Consider the following 18,815-nt stretch of genomic DNA (forward strand, 5'->3'; position numbering starts at 1 on the left):
CAATTATTTCTTCCTCTCTACAAAAAACAGTAATTTTAATCTGTACCCATAAAAAAAGTTTTTTCTGTATCTGTACCCATAAACCCGATAGCAATAATTTTGCTAAAAAAAGATATGGAATCTAAAGCAGCAACACAGAAAAAAACAACATTTAGAGAAGTTTATGTATTTGATATGGAAATTTTGCAAAACATTTTCATTCAGAACATGCGTGAAAAAGCTGAAGACAAAATGCTTTTTGGAATGCCTTTTCTTCTCTGCGAAAAAGACAATGAAATAAATTCGTTTGCAAGTTTAGTATTGAATGAAAATAATGAAATCGGATTTAAAGTTTATGATAACGGAAGTTTGACAAATGAAGATAAAGCAGCATTTAACGAATACATCAAAAAATTTCTAACGAAAAAAAGAAGTGCCAATTTCAATAATGCTGAACAACTAAAAAAAAGTACCGAACATTTTATTCATTATCTCAACCTTTAAACGCTTAAGAAAAAGCACAATGAAGAATCAAGAAACATTATATTTAAAAATTGCCAAAATCATTGAAGATCAAATTCACACTGAAACTTTAATGCTTGGCGACAAACTGCCTTCTGTACGAAGTGCGCAAAAACTATATAATGTTAGCCTTAATACCATTAAACAAGCGTATTTAGAACTCGAAAGCCGTTCTCTTATAGAATCTCGTCCAAAAACGGGATATTATGTAAGCAAAAGTTCACAACGCACAACGGCACTTCCAACAATTGCGAGTATAGATAATCATGAAACAGAAAATACGCCCGAGGAGCTTATTGATAAAGTTTTCGGTACCATCAATCAATCTGATGTGACACAATTTGCACTTGGATTACCTGGAAAAAATTTTCTTCCAATTGCAAAACTTAACAAAGGAATCATCAATGCTGTACGAAATAGAAGTGACGCCGGCACAACCTACGAACCCGTTCAAGGATCAGAAGAACTTCGACGTGCCATTGCAAAATGGGCACTTGTTATGGAAGGAAAAATTACCGAAGACGATCTTGTAATTACTTCTGGCGCTATGCATGCTACGTACAATGCACTTATGGCTGTGACATCTCCAGGAGACAGTGTTGCTGTAGAAAGTCCTGCTTATTTTGGAATACTTCAAGCCATTAAGGCATTAGGTTTAAAAGCTGTTGAAATTCCGACCCATCCTTTGTATGGAATAGATCTCGACGCTTTAAAAAAAGTAATGCCTGAAATAAAGGCCTGTTGTTTTGTTACTAATTTTAATAATCCAATGGGGTTTCAAATGCCTGATGAAAACAAGCAAGAACTGGTACGACTAATAACACAATATAATATTCCATTAATTGAAGACGATATTTACGGCAATCTTTACTTTGGTTCAGAACGCCCAAAGCCTTGTAAGTTTTATGACGAAGCTGGTTTGGTTTTGTGGATCGGATCTGTTTCTAAAACGCTTGCACCAGGTTATCGCGTTGGATGGATTGCGCCCGGAAAATTTAAAGATAAAATCATACGTCAAAAACTAGTTCAAACGGTTTGCAATTCTTCTTTATATTCAGATGTCATTGCAGATTTCTTAGAACATGGACGTTACGATCATCATCTGAGGTCTTTTAGAAATAAGCTTTACAATAATTACCTTCAGATTAGCCGTGCTGTAGAATCTTACTTTCCAGACAACACCAAAATAGCACAGCCAAAAGGCGGTTTTATGTTATGGATAGAATTAGATGAAAGAATTTCTACAACAGAATTATACAACACTGCTCTCGCCCAAAAAATCGTCTTTGCACCAGGAAGAATTTTTTCGCAGTACAATCAATACAACAACTGCATGAGATTAACCTATGTTTTAGAATGGAATGAACGCGTAAATTCTGATCTGGAAAAATTGGGCAGAATAATAAAAAATAGTCTTTAATAGCATTATGAAAAATAACGAACAAGTAGAAATAGCAACTTATAACCCGAAATACAAAAAAGATTTCAAGGATTTAAACATAGAATGGATTTCAAATTATTTTGTAGTTGAACCAAATGATGTAAAAGCGCTTGATCATGCCGAAGATTACATTATAAACAAAGGCGGAGAAATTTTTGCGGCAGTTTTAAACGAGGAAGTTTTAGGCGTTTGCGCATTAATAAAAAGCGAAGGAAAAGACTACGATTACGAATTAGCCAAAATGGCCGTTAGTCCGAGAGCACAAGGAAAAGGTGTTGGATTATTATTGGCAGAATCTGCGATAAAATGGGCTAAAGAAAAAGGAGCTTCTAAAATCTATTTAGAAAGCAATACCAAATTGAAACCAGCTATTAAATTGTATGAGAAATTAGGATTTAAAGAAGTAACAGGCCTTTCGTCAGCTTATGATAGAGTTGATATTCAGATGATTCTTATGTTAAATTCTTAAATCTGGACTATTTCAGTAAAAGAAAAAGTGGACTATCAAAAACGCTCTTTATCCTAATATATTTGCTGTAATTTTTTTTAGATCGAATGAACATACACTTTATACAACACGAAACTTACGAAGCTCCAGGCGCGTATTTGAATTGGGCAGAAAGCAGAAATCACAAAACAACTTTTTCTAAAGTTTATAAAAATGAAGCTTTGCCAGATTCTGCTGATTTTATAGACATGCTGATTGTAATGGGCGGGCCTCAAAGTCCAAACACGACTCTTAAAGAATGTCGTTATTTTAATGCTGAAGCTGAAATTGCTTTGATTCAAAAATGCATTTCTCTAGGAAAAGCAGTTGTGGGAGTTTGTTTGGGATCGCAACTTATTGGCGAAGCTTTAGGAGCAAATTTTGGTCATAGTCCAGAAAAAGAAATTGGAGTCTTTCCGATTACTTTAACCAAAGAAGGATTAATAAACGACAAAATAAATCATTTTGGCACCACTTTAAATGTTGGCCATTGGCACAACGATATGCCAGGTTTAACCAAAGAAAGTAAAGTCTTAGCTTTTAGCGAAGGCTGTCCTGTTCAGATTGTTTCCTATTCTGATCTTGTTTATGGCTTTCAATGTCATATGGAACTCACAATCAAAGTCGTTTCTCTTTTAATTGAAAGTGAAACTGATTTATTAGCCAAAAGCAAAAAATATCCATTTGTTCAAAATCCTGAAGAAATTCTTTCTCATGATTATACAGAAATGAACGAAAAGCTTTTTGTTTTTCTAGATAAACTTACAGATGCTTATAAAGGTATTTATAAGGAGTCTCAAATTGACGATACATTTTCAGAAATAAAAAGAGAATAATTGCTTTCCATTTTTACTAAAAGAAAGTCCTCAACTCCAAAACATTCTTTTTAATTTTACTCCACCAGAAAAAAAAGCTTCCTCCTATTTGTAACATTTCTGCTGCAAAAGCGTCAAATCTTAAATTTAATTACGGTTCTTTGCAACTTATTACATTTCTGATTTGAAATTGCTCAAATTTCTGAATACAATAATATTGATACCAATGAGTTTAGACTAGGAAGCTAGTTACGATATTTTCGTTATGGACAATAAAAAATTTATTTTAAGTTTAAAAAAAGGTAATGAAGCGGCTTTTAAGGAAGTTTACTTCAGCTACTACGATAAACTAATAAATATTGCCAAACGATTTAACTCTTCTGTATTTACTCCTGAAGACTTTGTTCAGGAAACTTTCATAAGACTATATAATAAAAGAAAACTGCTTAACGAAGATGTTTTGTTTGATAAACAAATATTTGTTATCTGCAAAAACATTATTATCAATCACGTTAACAGAGAAAATAAAATAATTCAGCTTGATCCGAATCAAGTTGACGTGCCACAGGAAGAACCTGACTCTGGAATTTTTGAAGAAAGGCAAGAAAAACTACAAAATTTCATTAATCAGCTTCCAGAACAGCAACAAAAAATCTTCACTTTACATAAACTGGAAAACCTTAGCTATAAGGAGATTGCAGAAATAACAGATCTTTCTGAAAAGACCATTGCCAATCATATTTATCTCGCCAGTAAATTTATTCGAAAAAAAATCGAAAACCATTAGGAACTTTTTAGTTCTCGTTTGTTATACTATAAAACAAGAACTAAAAATGCATATCGAAGCGTATAAAACTAATGTAAAAACAAAGAAAGATGCCAGCTTGCTTGTAGCTTATCTTCAGTTTGTCATTTCTGACTGTATCATCAATTTTGATCGTCAGGGACGCGAAAACATCCTCAAAATCGAAACCAACCGTGATATTAAAGAAATGGTTTATCGTGTTTTCAGCAAACAAGGATTTCATTGTCAAATCATTTAATATCTAGAAAAGATGGATCAGGAAAAATTTGACGAAGAATTTAAAAAATTATGGAAAGAGTCTCCCCTTTCTCACTCCGAAGATGAAAAAGAAGCTTCATGGGAACAATTTCATTCTATAACATTTTCAAAAAAGAAAAGAAAATTTAAGCCTTGGCATCTTTATGCGGCGGCTTCGGTATTACTTTTTGCTCTTATTGGAACTGGATTTTATTTTACAGAAAACCCTTCAGCTGAAAATGTAGTTCTTTCTGAAAATGTAATCGAAAATAAAACCTCAACAATAAAATATGTGGTTTTGCCAGATAGCTCAAAAGTAGAATTGGCTCCAAATTCTAAAATTATTTATGGAAACGATTTTGCTTTAAATAGAAAAATCCAAATGGATGGCGAGGCCTATTTTAAAGTCAAGAAAGACAAACAGCATCCATTTCAGGTTTTTTGCGATGAAACAACAACTACCGTTTTAGGAACTTCCTTTATAGTGAAAGAATCTAAAAACGAAGAAATTACTGTTGAATTATTTGAAGGAAGCGTTCAGATGAATGTGAAAGGTCAAAATCAAAAATGGATTTTGAAACCGGGAGAAAAATTCACCTACGGAAACCAAACCGCTTCGGTATCAGAATTTAGCCGTTTTGTAGATTTTGATAATGAAAATCTTTCTGCGATAAGCCATTACATCGAAGAGAATTATGGCTATAAAGTGGTTCTTCCGAAAGAAAACCAAAATCAGAAAATCACAATTCGAATTAATAGAAAAGAAGATTTAAAAACGATTTTACAATTGCTATCAGAAATGTATAACCTAAACTTTGAAATAAATGAAGATTTAAAGCAGATCACTTTTCAATGAAGACAAAAAAGGATGTAAGCCGCGAAACTCCACATCCTCCTTAATGTTCAGGATAACATCAAGTTATCCATTTAATAATATTCAAAAATACAAAATTTCATGAAGCATATAATTTCAGCATGCTTTTTTTTATTCAGTTTGTGTATGTCTGCTCAAAGCGTTACCGTAACTGTTGACCAAAATGTAACTCTAAAAGAATTCTTTAAACAGATCGAAAATCAAACCGATCTTAAATTTGCTTTTACTGATCAAATTGATACCAATAAAAAGTATTTTACTCAGAAAAATACTTTTAAGAATATTGAAATCAGCAGTCTTATTACGGAATTGAATAAAATTTCGTCTGTACAATTTTCTGTAGTTGGTAACAATATTTTTGTTAAACAGAAAGTGCAACAAACTCAAAAGCCTGCCAAAAAAAAAAGCAAGCTAACCGGCCACGTTCTTGATGACGAAAGACAACCTGTTATTGGCGCTAATGTCTACATTAAAGAACTCGAAACTGGTGTTGTAACAGATCCTAACGGAAAATATAGCATCGATGTTCCAAATGGAAATTATACCGTTCAGGTAAGTTATGTTGGATTTAAAAATGAAGAAAAACGAGTTTCTGTTTCTGATGACACTAAGGTTAATTTCAACATCGATTCTGACAGTCAGCAATTGGGAGAAGTTATTGTAATGAATAATAAAGCAGTTGACATTAAAACAACCCAAATGAGTGTTAACAGGCTTTCTATGCAGGAAATCAAAAAAATTCCAGTTGCAATGGGAGAAGCCGATCCTTTAAAATCGATTTTGACTTTGCCTGGTGTTACCAATGCTGGAGAAGCTTCTTCTGGCTTTAATGTTCGCGGTGGTGCTGCCGATCAGAATTTGATTCTTTTAGATGGTGCTCCTGTTTATGCAGATTCGCATATGTTCGGGTTCTTTTCTATTTTTAATGCTGATATCGTAAACGGTTTAGATTTATACAAAGGAGGAATTCCGTCAAAATTTGGAGGACGCGTTTCTTCTGTTTTAGATGTTACGCAACAAACGGGAGATTTTGAAGAGTATAAAGTTAATGGAGGAATCGGGATTATTTCGAGCCGTCTTTTAGTTCAAGGTCCGTTGCAAAAAGAAAAAGGTTCTTTTATTCTTTCTGGGCGTGCTTCTTATGCACATTTATTTATGAAATTGGCTGATAATAATAACTCAGCAATGTTTTATGATTTGAATACAAAGCTGAACTATCGTTTTAACGCCAAAAACACGCTTTCATTTTCTGGTTATTTCGGAAATGACGTATTCGATATTAATGATCGTTTTGCAAGCACTTATGGAAGCACAATGGGAATTTTGAGCTGGAAACATAAATTTTCTGATCGCTTAAGCAGTAATTTATCAACGTTCTATAGTGATTACAGATTTAATTTAGAAATTCCGATTGAAAGCTTTAAATGGGACAGCAACATTCAGAGTTACGGATTGAAATACAATTGGAATCTTCAGCAGTCTGAGAAATTTAAAATCAATTATGGTGTTGATGGTTTGTATTATAATTTCAATCCGGGAGTTGTAAAACCAACTAGCCCAGATTCTCAGTTCAATTATATGCAATTGGATAAAAAATATGCTTTAGAAGCATCTGCTTTTGTTGATTTCGAAAATCAGATTACTGAGAAATTGAATTTCCGTTACGGACTTCGCTACAGCATGTTTTATCGTTTAGGAGATGAAACAATAAGCACTTACGAAAATGGTCAGGCAGTAGTGTATAATCCGTTATACAATATTTATGAAGAAGGAACGCCAAACGGAAGCATTACTTACGGAAAAGGAAAAACTATCAGCAAATTCAATAATTTTGAACCTAGAGCTGCTTTATCTTATGCCTTTAATGACGAAACTTCTATAAAAGCAAGTTACAACAGAATGGCGCAGTACATTCATATTTTATCAAACACACAATCTCCTTTACCAATGAGCATCTGGACTCCAAGCGGACCTTTTACAAAACCTCAGCTTTTGGATCAGTATGCGATGGGTTATTTTAGAAATTTTAAAGACGGAGATTACTCTTTAGAAACTGAATTATTTTATAAAAATGTTCAAAATCGTATTGACTATATTGACGGTGCTGATGTTTTGGCTAACAACAACATTGAGCAAGTTATTCTAAACGGGAAAGCCAGATCTTATGGAATGGAATTACTGTTTAGAAAAAATACTGGCGTATTCACAGGATGGGTTTCATATACCTTATCTAGAGCCGAACAAAAAACACCAGGAAGAACTCCTGAAGAACCGGGAATTGCAAACGGTAATTGGTATTTATCTGGATATGACAAATTGCATAATTTAAGCATTGTGGGAAGTTATGAATTGAATCCGAAATGGTCTTTCAATAGTAATTTCACTTTACAATCTGGTCAGCCAGTAACGTATCCTAATGGTTATTATGAAATGGGCGGCATCCATGTTCCAAATTATTCTTTAAGAAACGAAAACAGATTACCACTTTTCCACCATCTTGATCTCGCAGCGACTTATACGCCAAAACCAGACAAAAAGAAAGGGTGGCAAAGCTATTGGGTATTTAGCCTTTACAACGTTTACAACAGAAAAAATGCAGCTTCTATGAGTTTTACAACCAATGAAGACACAGGAGCAAATGAAACCCGAAGACTTTCTATTTTCGGAATTGTACCTGGAGTTACTTATAATTTTAAATTTTAATGCTATGAATAAATTAAAAAAACACATAATGAACAAAGCACTGGCATTAATAACTCTACTTTTTGTTTTTTCTTTTGCTTCATGCGAAGATGTGGTCAATCTTGATTTGCCAACTGGTGAAACCAAACTGGTTATTGATGCTGAAATTATTTGGAAAAAAGGAACCGACGGGAAAGAACAAACTATAAAAATTAGTAAAACAGCTCCTTACTACAGCGGCTCGACGCCAAAAGTTTCGGGTGCGCAGGTACGAGTAGAAAACGGTAATGGCGATACTTTTACTTTTAACGAAACCGAAGCTGGAGTGTACAAATGCACCAATTTTGTTCCTGTACTTAATGCTGATTATAAATTATTTGTTGATGCCGAAGGCCAAAGTTTTACAGCTGTTGAAAAATTGACTTCTGTAACTCCAATTAATAAAGTGGAGCAAAATATTGTTAAAGATTTTGACGGAACAGATATCATTGAATTGACTTTTTATTACACTGATCCTGCAGATCAAACCAATTATTATGTGACTGATTATCAAAGTTCATTTTTGATTTATCCAGAATATGAAATCACAAATGATGAATTTTATAACGGAAACGAAATCAGTACAAGATATTCTCATGAAGACGATATAAAAACGGGAACGACTGTAACAATTACGCATAGAGGTGTTTCTAAAAATTTCTATAATTATTGGAAATTAATTCTAGAAGCTTCAAATTCTAATCCGTTTTCTATTCCTCCTGGAAATATTAGAGGAAACATTGTAAATACAACCGATGCTACTAATTTTGCTTTGGGCTATTTTAGACTTTGCGAAGCAGATCAGGTTCCTTACTTGGTGAAATAAATAAACAACCATTTCATAAATTCAAAAACTCCTTAAATAAAACATTTAAGGAGTTTTTCTTTTTAAGCTAATTTTATTCTACCTCAAAAACAGCTTGTATTTCTACCGAAGAATTTACAGGAATTGATGAAGCTCCGAAAGTCGCTCTAGCATGTTTTCCTTTTTCGCCAAAAATTTCAACAGTAAGATTTGAAGCAACGTTCATTAAATCGGCGTGTTTGGTATAATCGTCTTTGGTATTGAAAATCCCTGTCAATTGCACACAACGTTTTACACGGTTTAAATCTCCGTCAACTGCTTCATTCAAAACCGAAATTACGTTTAGCATTGTCTGTTCGGTTGCGTCTTTAACTTGCTGTTCATCTACATTCAATCCTAATTTTCCTGGATTCAGGATTTTTCCATCTTTTAAAGCCACTTGATTAATAAATATCAAATTTCCTGTACGAACATATGGCTGATAATTTCCTGCTGGTTTAGGCACTTGCGGCAATACAATATTCTTCGATTTTAAAATAGCATTAATTGAAGATTCTTGTTTTACTGTTATTTCTTTCTTAGCAAAAGTTCCTTTTAAAGCAGAAGCAACTTTAGCAAAATTTTTTCCTTGCAATTCGGCTAAATAACGTTCATCTTTTGTTGGTCTTTCAACATCTTTTAAGGAAGCCAAACTTGTGGTTCCTAAAACAGAATTTCCCTGTGGAATTTTCTTGTCGATTTTTTCATTACCTCTAATTCCGTTTGAAACCAAAACCATTCCATGCACAGCCAAGCTATTCCAAAAAGACTGTAAAGCCAATTCTTTTCCAGCGCCACTTCCTGCCGACATGAAAACCATTGCAGGCATTCCTTCTAAAGCATGATTCGTCCATAAATTGACTGTTTTAGAGAGAAACTCACTCATGGCAGTACTAATATTTCCAAAATAAACTGGCGAACCAAACGCGATTCCGTCATACGATGGTAACTCCTCAACCGTTGCAACTGGAATTTCTTTTAATTTTGAACTAGTTGCCGTTTTTACTTGTTTTATAATTGCTGTAGCATTTGGGTCACTCTCGATTCCTTTAGCAATTTCTTTTGCCAATTCGCAAGTTCCGCCATTGTCAGAATGTATAAGTACCAATATATTCGTTTTTTTATTCTGCGCTTCACTTGTATGGATCACTAATACTGTCAAAATACCTATCCAAAAGAGATGTAGTTTATTCATGTTATTGTAAATTATATTCATTTACAAAATTAGCGATGACGTTTTTATTAACTTTGCCAAAAAGTACATGCAAAACGCCAATTTAAAATGTGGCTTATCTGAACCAACAGAAGGTCAATTTCTAGACAATATATCAACAAACGCTTATGTTTGGTATGACCAAAACTGGCAACATGACGAATATCTGCACACGCATGAACGTTACCAATTAACTTATGTAGAAGAAGGCTATCAATATTTTCATATTGAAGAAAAGACTTATCTAGTTCCGCAAAACCATGTTATCTGGATTCCGACCAAAAAAGAACATCGCATTTCTTCAGAATCTAAAACCGTAAACTTGATAATTGCTTTATTCAAATCTGTTCCCACGCAAGATTTTTTTCAAAATGTACATGTTTTCTCGGCTCCCAATGTTTTAAAAGAAATGATTCTTTATGCTCAAAAATGGGATAAACTTTTAACAGAAAATGAAGAACAAGCCAATTTCTTAAAAGCGATTTTAACGAGTCTTCCTAACTTTTGCAAAGAAAACAATGCCTTACAAATTCCAATTCCTGCAGATGACCGTTTGATTCCTGTTTGCAATTACATCAACAAAAATTATCAATATGCTTTTGAAATTGACGAATTGGCCAATCTAGCCCAAATGTCGGTTCGCAGTTTGCAAAGGATTTTTAAACAGAAAACAAATATTACGCTTCAAAAATATTTGCAGCTAATTCGTATTCTAAAAAGCATTGAACTTTTAGATGCCAAACAATATACTTTAAGTCAGATTGCTCATTTGGTCGGCTATAAAAGTTTATCTGCTTTTAGCGCTTCTTACTTTAATATAATTCAAGAAAAACCAAAACTTAGGAAATGATATTTTAGCTAAAAAAAATAAATTAAATCAGGTCTAAAACACAAGAACCACAAATTCATTAATTTGAATTTGTGGTTCTTTTTATTGAGAAAGATTTATGTTAATCAAATCGTTCTTTGTATTTTTTAAATAGCGTATTCATAATTAAAAGTATTATTCCAACTCCTAATAAAACCATAGCTCTGATTAGGAAATCTGCGTTTGATAAGTCAAAAAACATGAGTCGTATAACACAAATTCCTACCAAAGACAATGATACATATCTAAAATATTTTTCTTTAAGAAGAATACCTAATATAAGCAATCCTAGAGATTCTAATATCCAGAAGAAGGTTAAGATTCCTTTATCGAATGTAAGGAACAAAAATAAACCAATACTAAAAGTAGCTGGATAAATAATAATGCTGTTTTTAAATTCGAAATCTTCGATATATTTATAGACAATAAAAATGTATAGCGCCAGTAACGCAAATATAATAAGGTATACAAATTCAAATCTAGATTCAAAATAATTGAAACTTACAAAAGCCAAATGAAAATTGGCCAGTAAGTAATACACAATACTGATTTCCTTTTTGTTTCCTATTTTTTTATAATAAAGAATACTATTTACAATAGCAGTTGAGGCCCAAAATACAGGAAGCCATTTATGCTCTAATTGCGCAAACATAATTGTAGAAAGCCAAAGATTGATGACGATTTGAAAATCTACTTTCAATTCTTTTATGAAATCTTTTTTCTTGATCAGGATAACTAAGACAATCAATAAAGCCACACTCAATAGCTGTAATCCCCAATCGATCAAATCAAAATCATTAAGCTTTTTGACGCTGTAAAAAGCAGAAACTAAAATGGACAAAAGTGAAATAATTAAAATCGATTCTGGAGCTAAATTTATCTTTCTGTATAAAATCAGACCAAAATTCAAGATGGCCAAAAGCATAAATATAGTTGGCAAATAAGCAATTTCTACCTGAATAAATAATAAAGTTATGATCCATAAGTTTTGAACAATCGGTAAAACTGAAATAAACATTTTACCTGCTTCTCTTGTACTTTTTACTTGCAAATAATAATAAACTACAGATAGCAAAACGCATAAGGCTTGCACACTATAAAGTATAATTCTATTATCAAGATTGGCATCAAAAATGGCCTGATAAATACTTAAAAATATTGTTCCAATTAATAGTACAAACGAATAAATGTTGTAACGCTCAAATTTTTCAATTTTCTGAAAAATCCAAAAAATTAATATAGCCAAACCTCCTAAATATATTGGAATATAGGTAAGTTCAATACAAGAGAAACCAAAAATTAAAGCATTAAAAAGTATCAGCTCACAATTTAATGTATGGAAACTTCCCCATCCAGAAATAACCTCGTTTGACTTGTTTCTTATTTTATCTGCAAACAAAATATAAACTTCGACAGCAGAAAGTCCCAAAGCAATCAATCCAATTTCGATAGTATTTAAAAATTGGGTGTTATATAAAAACAAAGCATTTCCGAAGATTAAAAAAACTGCACAAAATAGATACAGCAGAATTTGGTTGTCTGAAGAAAGTGTTTTTCGCTTAAATTGAAGCCAAAGAAATTCATGGTTTAATAAAGCAATCGCAATCCAAGGCAAAATTTGAACAATATTTCCTAAAAACAGATATTTATAAGAAAGCGAAACAAGTAACGCATTTGCACCCACAATGCTAATTGTTTTAATGATGCTTTTATCTGTATAAAATTCTTTTACAAACCAGTTTGCTATAATTACAGCAATAATTCCTAGAGCATAAAAAATATCTAAATTAGATTTTGCTTCTATAGCAATTAATACTACACCTACTACAATAGCAATGTTTAAAAAAGTAAATCTTCCTATATCAAATGTGTTTGTTTTGAATTTGAAGCGCAAAAGACACCACAATAAAGCAATAAACACAAGCGGATAATAGAACGAAATTTCGATTGTATGATACCAGCTTATGAAAAAGAACATCGAAAACAGAATAGAGAGAATTCCATTTAAGCTCAAATCTTTCTTTAAAACGAAAACATCTGTTTCTAAAAATTCTTTTCTTGCAACACAAAAAACAGAAACTGATAATGTTGCTACTATCATCACAATTAAGGAAGCAAAGATATTTGTAATGTTGGTTTGTACTGAGGATGGATTGATGTGCAAAATAAAGAATCCTAAAATAAAAACCCCTAGAGCATGATTGAGTCCTAAAAATATTTTATGCAATAAAATTTCCTTGCTTTTGTAAACAATTATTAGGCATGTAACCACTAAGAAGTACAATCCGCATGCGATTATATCATAACCTACTTTCCAATCATTAAGCATAAAAATGGTTAACGCAAAAAGTACAAACGAAACCATTCCGTCAAGATGATACAGCCAGAAAATCTTTTTCTTTCTGGCAAATAGTGTAGCAAAAAGGCAAAGAATACCCGCGGCCAGCAAAACAAAAATTTTGATTCTGCTTCCGGTTGAATGCAAAACCAGGCCTAAAGCAAATAAAATCCAATTTGTTAAATGCGTTACAAAGGCAATTTTATCAAATCTTGTATTGGCATAAATACTTCTGTATTGCATATACATACAGCTAACCGAAACCAAAACAATACCGATTATAGCTAAGATATTTTGAGACTTGCTTAACGCATTTGTGCCTTGTGTAAACCAAATATCAAATATTATAAAACCAGAAATAACAATTAGTAAATGATACTCCCATTTTTCTTTGTACGATAAAATAATTCCCGCTGTTGCAGTGAGTGACGCTAGTAAAAATGTAATTAATAGTTTTTCGGGAATTACGCAGAGAATTAAAATACTCAAAATAGTATGGAGCGATAAAAAGGTTTGCTGCTTAATAATATATCCCACATACAAATTGATTCCGATTCCGATTCCAATAAGCGAATACGCAAGGGGAATATTATCTATAAATGTAAGAGCCGGAATTTGCGATGCACCAAAACAGCCAAACAAGAATAAACTTGCTCCAGCGCTACGAAGCCAAAGTCCTGTTTTGAACCATTTTTCTTTCTTCTTTAAAAAATAATAAGATCCAGCTAAAATTCCAGCATACAACCAAAGAATTAATACACGGAACATTGGCGAAACTTTCAATGCTGTATAAATACTCAGATAACCAATTCCTAACACCATAATTGCGGTTCCAAGAATTCCTGTCCAGTTTTCGGCAAATTGCTGTTCTAATTTTTTGATTAAAACTGAAAAAGCGCTTTCTACATAAATTTTCTCTTCTTCAAATTCTTTCGAATCATCATTTACAGTCTCTTTGTTTATAGGAAGCGTTTCAAAATTTTCTACAAACTGAGAATTTTCGTTTGCTTCAATTTCGTTATAGGAATCAGCTGTTAAAGTATCTGAAACTAATATTGGACTTTCTGAAATTTCTGCTGCTACAATATTGTTTTCTTGAGAAATATCGTCAATAAGAGAAGCAGCATCTGGAATAATTAAAGGTATATTTTCGGGTATAGGTTCAGAAATTATTTCAATCTCTTCTGCTATAGAAGTCAAGTCTCCAGGTTTAAAATCAGGTTGAGTCAGCTGATTTTTTATTTCTTCAATTTCTTTTTTCAAAGATTTATAATCTTCCTTAATCTTTGAATAAGAAGAATCTAAAAATTCATTCTCCTTCTTTAATTTCGAAAAATTATTAAATAAAATGACAACACATGCAATTAATGATAAAAGAATAAAATTCTCCATAGTCCAAATTTTGAATTGGCTAATGTAAGAATTGTAATCTTAATTTAACTTTTTAAATAAAATAGTTTTGTGATAAAACAAAAAATCAAAAGACACCAGTAATTTGAGATATTAGAAACAGTTTTTAATTTGTTTTTTCGATCTGATAAACAAAATTCAACTTTGGTTTTTCTCCAAAATAAGCCACTTCTTCTTCAGCTATTTTTTTTGCTCCTACTCTCGAAATTGCAATTTGCGAACGGATATTTTCTGAACCAATATGAAATTTCACTTTGGACACATATTGAAAAAGATAATCCAGCATAGTCTTTTTTACACTTTGATTCACGCCTTTTCCCCAGCACGAAACAGCATAAAAAGTATAGCCAATAAAAATACTATCGTCTTCTTGATCAAAATCATAAAATCGTGTACTTCCGATAACTTCTCCGGTTTCTTTGTTTATAATTTTAAAAGCTCCTTTACTTTTAATAGCACCTTCAAAAAAATTTTCAAAGACTTCTTTTTTCCATCGGTCTTTGTTTGGATGTTGTTCCCAAATTTTAGGATCGGAAGCTGCTTTATATAATGCATCAAAATCTTTTTCTTCTAAAGGAGATAGAATGCAGAGATCATTTTCTAAAACGGGTTGTAAATTAAAATTCATTATTCTTATTTTTTTATAAAACTAATTCTTCAAAAATTGGGTCTTGCAAAAGCGCAGCATATAAGGATTCTATGGCATGTTTAGAACCATGTATTTGCCATTCTAAAATAATATGGTCTATATTACGGTGTTGCACTAACAGTTTAGATTTTATACCATAAGTCGAAAAAAGTTCTTTGCATCTTGCGTGTCCTGCGTCTGAACGTTTAAAGGTTATTCTGAGCGTTTTATGTTCGTTGATGAGGTCAATTTTATCTTGAAGAATGGTAAGCATCGTTAAAATTATAAGAATCATAAGTGCCGCGCAAGCCGAAGCAAAGTAATAACCCGCGCCAACTCCCATACTTACAGCCGCAACCGACCAAATTGTCGCCGCGGTCGTAATACCCGAAACGTGGTTGTCTGATCTAAAAATTACTCCTGCGCAAAGAAAACCTAATCCTGTTACAATATTAGAAGCTATACGGTCTGGATTTCCTGCTCCTCCGATCCATTGTGACATTAAAGTAAAGAAACAAGCTCCAACAGAAATCATTATTGTGGTGCGCAGACCAGCTGCTTTTCCTCTGTATTCTCTTTCGGCCCCAATTAAAGCGCCCCAAAATGCTGCTAAAAGCAATCTTATGATAATTTCTAGTTCCATTAAAGTCTTCTATTTTTCAAATAAAATTACATAAAAAACACAAAAAAACCTCCAAATTAAACTTTGAAGGCTTTTCCCTTTATCTAAATTTTTAACTTATTTATATTCTTGTTCTTTCTTTGCATACCAATCTTTCATGACATAAAAAGCTTTCTTTTTAATTCCCTGATCAGAAATTAAACCTTTGCGATTGAAGAAATCCTGAATATTCGGCAACTGTCTTCTTGGTGATCTAAAATCGACTAAAATCCAAGGCGAAACTCCTGCTAGACCTTCAACTCTGTTGAACATTTGTGTGTTTTGAATGTACAATTCTTCTTGATATTCTTCGTTCCAACGTTCTTTTTTATTGCCATGAAGACCTTGTAACGCTTCGCCTCCAAATTCACTTATAATAACGGGTTTGTTATATGGAATTACCCATTGCATGTCTTTGCAAGATTCGTTAGTTCCTCTGTACCAACCTAAGTATTGATTGAAACTTACGATATCTACATATTCATTCATATTATCATGAAGTGTATTGATGTTATTCGAACTCGAAGTAACTTCCATCGCCATGCTAATCAAACGAGAATTGTCCTGCGTACGCGCATATTTTGCCAGTTTGCTTAAGAAAGCATCTCGGTCATCGCCGTGTGGCGTTTCATTGGCAATTGACCAGATTACAATTCCGCAACGATTTTTATCTCTGTAAATCATATCGTGCAACTGACGTTCGGCATTGGCATATGTATTTGGATTTGTCCACGAAATTGTCCAATACACCGGAACTTCAGACCAAATCATCAATCCCATTTTTTCGGCTTCTTTAACCATGTTTTCGTTGTGCGGATAATGTGCCAGACGAACATAATTGCATCCCATTTCTTTTGCCCAAGTCAATAACGTAATGGCATCTTCTTGAGACCAAGCTCTTCCAGATCTAAAAGGCGCTTCTTCATGAATACTAATTCCTCGCAAAAAAACTTTTTTTCCGTTTAATAGAATTTCTTTGCCTTTGGTTTCGATAGTTCTAAACCCAATTTTATCAGTAATATTTTCATCTGCTTTACCTATAGTTACATCGTACAATTTTGGTTGTTCGGGCGTCCATAAAACAGGATTGGCTTTTATTTCGAAATAGGCAACTCCTTTAGCATCTGTTGTAACTTTCTTTTTGATTTTTAATTCTGGAATTGAAACTGAAACTGATTGATTTCCGCTTTCATTATTGAGTTTTATCCAACCCGAAATTTTTCCTTTTTCTTTTTTATCCAATTGAACCAAATAATCTTCAATATACGTATTCGGAACTTGAGCCAGAGTTACGTCTCTTGTGATTCCGCCGTAATTCCACCAATCCATATTTACCGTTGGCACGTTGTCTTTATGGCGTTTGTTATCGACTTTTACTACTACAAAATTGTTTCCGTCAACTAACAAATCGGTTACATCAAAATTAAAAGGTGTATAACCTCCAATGTGTGTTCCTGCCAATTTTCCGTTCACGTAGACTTTTGCATCATAATTGACTGCCCCGAAATGAAGAATTCCTTTCGATTTTGCATCTTTCTTATAATTAAAGTCTTTCTGAAACCAAACCGTTCCTTCGTAAAAAAACAGTCTTTGATCTTTCGAATTCCAATCAGACGGAATATCCATAACTGCTGAGGTTGCAAAATTATATTCGCTTAATTCTGTGGTGTTCCATTTTTTATTTTCGAAAAATCCATTGTCTTTAAAAGGTTCTAAACGGTAATTAAAATATCCATTTTCTAAAGGATCTACAATATATCTCCATTTTCCGTTTAAAGTAATATTGTTTCTAGCTGAAATATTAGTTACTAATGGAATTTCCTGAGCTATTGTTTTTCCCATCAACAAAAAAGTACAGCACAGCATTGCAATTTTCTTCATAATAAAATCATTTTGGTTTCAATAGTTAATTCGTTTTTCATTAAAAAATGAAAACTATAAAGTTAAAAAGTTTCTCTAATGCAGCGGTAAACTACTGTCTTTTGATTGTCCAAAATAACCCATCAAATACTTATCAGTTTTATCTTAGAACAAGCATTCTTGCTGATTGTGGGTTGTATTTTCATGAAAACTATATGTCTCGATAAAAATTAATGTGCCGCTCCGTTGGAGCTTTTTGTTTTTGAGGATTTAAATTATGCTATAAATATTGTGCTCCGCTGGAACTGTCTCTTAAAAATAAAAAAGCCATTTCAATTAAGAAATGGCTTATGTCTCGTTCCGCTGGAGCTTTTTATACTTTCGTATTAATTTGCTAGAAATATTTTGCTCCGCTGGAGCACTTTCTTAAAAGCGATTATCTCAAATTTTAAACCGCTTCTTCTGTCTCTTCAATCAATCCCAAAATTTTGCCATAAGCAATTGCTGCTTTATGAACCTGAACCGTCCAATCTTCGGCGGCATTATCATCGGCTCCGTCAGAAATATATTTTAAGCTTAAAAACGGAATATTCTCTTTCATGGCAATCATCGCCAAAGCGTAGGCTTCCATATCAACTATATTGTAGACATCTGAACAATGTTCCATTTCAAAATTATCTCCAGTTCCGCAAATTCCTTCTTGAAGATTATCCATCAACAAACCATATTCTAAAACTGGCGGTAAACCAGAAAGTGGCGTTTCGTATAATGCAAAACCTAAACCGCGAACATCCATATCTCTTTGTACAAATTTGGTACAGCAAATTACTTCGCCTTTTTGAAAGCAACCACTTCCTGCCGATCCTAGATTTATAATGATAGAAGGCCTTTTCTTTTGAATGGCTTTTGTCAATTCGTAAGCTGCATTTACTTTTCCAATTCCTGTAAATAAAATATTATGCCCTTTAAAAACTTCTGCTGCTTCAGATTCAAGAGCAAAACAGAATAATATATCTTCAACGGCAAAAGATGCCGTTTGGTTAATTTGTATCATGCGTAATTTATTTTTGGTTTACAAAAATACGCTTAAAAATTTACGCAGCTGTAACCTA

General features: G+C 32.8%; 16 protein-coding genes. 10 read left to right on the plus strand and 6 right to left on the minus strand.

Annotated elements, in window-relative coordinates; translation table 11 throughout:
• Positions 1-114 precede the first annotated feature (114 nt).
• The 9 genes from AC1Q5Z_RS20900 (at position 115) to AC1Q5Z_RS20940 (ending at position 8,707) form a co-directional block, all read left to right on the plus strand.
• Positions 115-483 carry a hypothetical protein gene (locus AC1Q5Z_RS20900; protein ID WP_343588501.1) on the plus strand — a complete coding sequence of 123 codons (369 nt, stop codon included), beginning with the start codon at positions 115-117 and terminating at the stop codon, positions 481-483.
• 19 nt (positions 484-502) lie between these two features.
• Complete coding sequence (locus AC1Q5Z_RS20905) at positions 503-1,921, plus strand: aminotransferase-like domain-containing protein (protein WP_343588502.1); 1,419 nt, start codon at positions 503-505, stop codon at positions 1,919-1,921.
• A gap of 7 nt (positions 1,922-1,928) precedes the next feature.
• Positions 1,929-2,411: a GNAT family N-acetyltransferase gene (locus AC1Q5Z_RS20910; RefSeq protein ID WP_343588503.1), complete on the plus strand. Its 483-nt coding sequence runs from the start codon at positions 1,929-1,931 to the stop codon at positions 2,409-2,411.
• 86 nt (positions 2,412-2,497) lie between these two features.
• Positions 2,498-3,265 (plus strand): type 1 glutamine amidotransferase, encoded by a 768-nt coding sequence (locus tag AC1Q5Z_RS20915; RefSeq protein WP_492446681.1) that lies wholly within the window; start codon positions 2,498-2,500, stop codon positions 3,263-3,265.
• A 244-nt stretch (positions 3,266-3,509) separates the two neighbouring features.
• Positions 3,510-4,031 carry an RNA polymerase sigma factor gene (locus tag AC1Q5Z_RS20920; protein ID WP_492446682.1) on the plus strand — a complete coding sequence of 174 codons (522 nt, stop codon included), beginning with the start codon at positions 3,510-3,512 and terminating at the stop codon, positions 4,029-4,031.
• A 46-nt stretch (positions 4,032-4,077) separates the two neighbouring features.
• The gene (locus AC1Q5Z_RS20925; protein ID WP_198858232.1) at positions 4,078-4,287 is read left to right on the plus strand and encodes a hypothetical protein; all 210 of its coding nucleotides are present in this window, start codon (positions 4,078-4,080) and stop codon (positions 4,285-4,287) included.
• Between the two features lie 12 nt (positions 4,288-4,299).
• Complete coding sequence (locus AC1Q5Z_RS20930) at positions 4,300-5,142, plus strand: FecR family protein (protein ID WP_198858233.1); 843 nt, start codon at positions 4,300-4,302, stop codon at positions 5,140-5,142.
• Between the two features lie 99 nt (positions 5,143-5,241).
• Positions 5,242-7,863 carry a TonB-dependent receptor gene (locus AC1Q5Z_RS20935; protein ID WP_345158429.1) on the plus strand — a complete coding sequence of 874 codons (2,622 nt, stop codon included), beginning with the start codon at positions 5,242-5,244 and terminating at the stop codon, positions 7,861-7,863.
• Positions 7,864-7,891: 28 nt separating this feature from the next.
• Positions 7,892-8,707 (plus strand): DUF4249 domain-containing protein, encoded by an 816-nt coding sequence (locus AC1Q5Z_RS20940; protein ID WP_233074205.1) that lies wholly within the window; start codon positions 7,892-7,894, stop codon positions 8,705-8,707.
• Between the two features lie 73 nt (positions 8,708-8,780).
• Here the strand turns inward: AC1Q5Z_RS20940 and AC1Q5Z_RS20945 are convergent, their stop codons facing one another.
• Positions 8,781-9,920 (minus strand): Atu1372/SO_1960 family protein, encoded by a 1,140-nt coding sequence (locus AC1Q5Z_RS20945; protein ID WP_492446685.1) that lies wholly within the window; start codon positions 9,918-9,920, stop codon positions 8,781-8,783.
• Between the two features lie 67 nt (positions 9,921-9,987).
• Between AC1Q5Z_RS20945 and AC1Q5Z_RS20950 the strand changes: the two genes are divergently transcribed.
• Entirely contained in the window at positions 9,988-10,788 is an 801-nt protein-coding gene (locus tag AC1Q5Z_RS20950; protein WP_492446686.1) for a helix-turn-helix domain-containing protein, read from the plus strand.
• A 100-nt stretch (positions 10,789-10,888) separates the two neighbouring features.
• Here the strand turns inward: AC1Q5Z_RS20950 and AC1Q5Z_RS20955 are convergent, their stop codons facing one another.
• From AC1Q5Z_RS20955 to AC1Q5Z_RS20975, 5 genes are all read right to left on the minus strand, one after another.
• Positions 10,889-14,536 (minus strand): hypothetical protein, encoded by a 3,648-nt coding sequence (locus tag AC1Q5Z_RS20955; protein WP_492446688.1) that lies wholly within the window; start codon positions 14,534-14,536, stop codon positions 10,889-10,891.
• Positions 14,537-14,660: 124 nt separating this feature from the next.
• On the minus strand, positions 14,661-15,182 hold the full coding sequence (locus AC1Q5Z_RS20960) for a GNAT family N-acetyltransferase (protein WP_343588511.1): 522 nt from the start codon (positions 15,180-15,182) through the stop codon (positions 14,661-14,663).
• Between the two features lie 13 nt (positions 15,183-15,195).
• Positions 15,196-15,825, minus strand: a complete 630-nt coding sequence (locus AC1Q5Z_RS20965; RefSeq protein ID WP_492446689.1) for an MgtC/SapB family protein — start codon at positions 15,823-15,825, stop codon at positions 15,196-15,198.
• 96 nt (positions 15,826-15,921) lie between these two features.
• Positions 15,922-17,724: a glycoside hydrolase family 2 protein gene (locus AC1Q5Z_RS20970; protein WP_343588513.1), complete on the minus strand. Its 1,803-nt coding sequence runs from the start codon at positions 17,722-17,724 to the stop codon at positions 15,922-15,924.
• A gap of 427 nt (positions 17,725-18,151) precedes the next feature.
• Positions 18,152-18,757, minus strand: coding sequence for a 5'-methylthioadenosine/S-adenosylhomocysteine nucleosidase family protein (locus AC1Q5Z_RS20975; RefSeq protein ID WP_343588514.1), 606 nt, complete (start codon positions 18,755-18,757; stop codon positions 18,152-18,154).
• Between the last annotated feature and the right edge of the window lie 58 nt (positions 18,758-18,815).

Source organism: Flavobacterium sp. GW823-FHT06G12, from assembly GCF_058794775.1.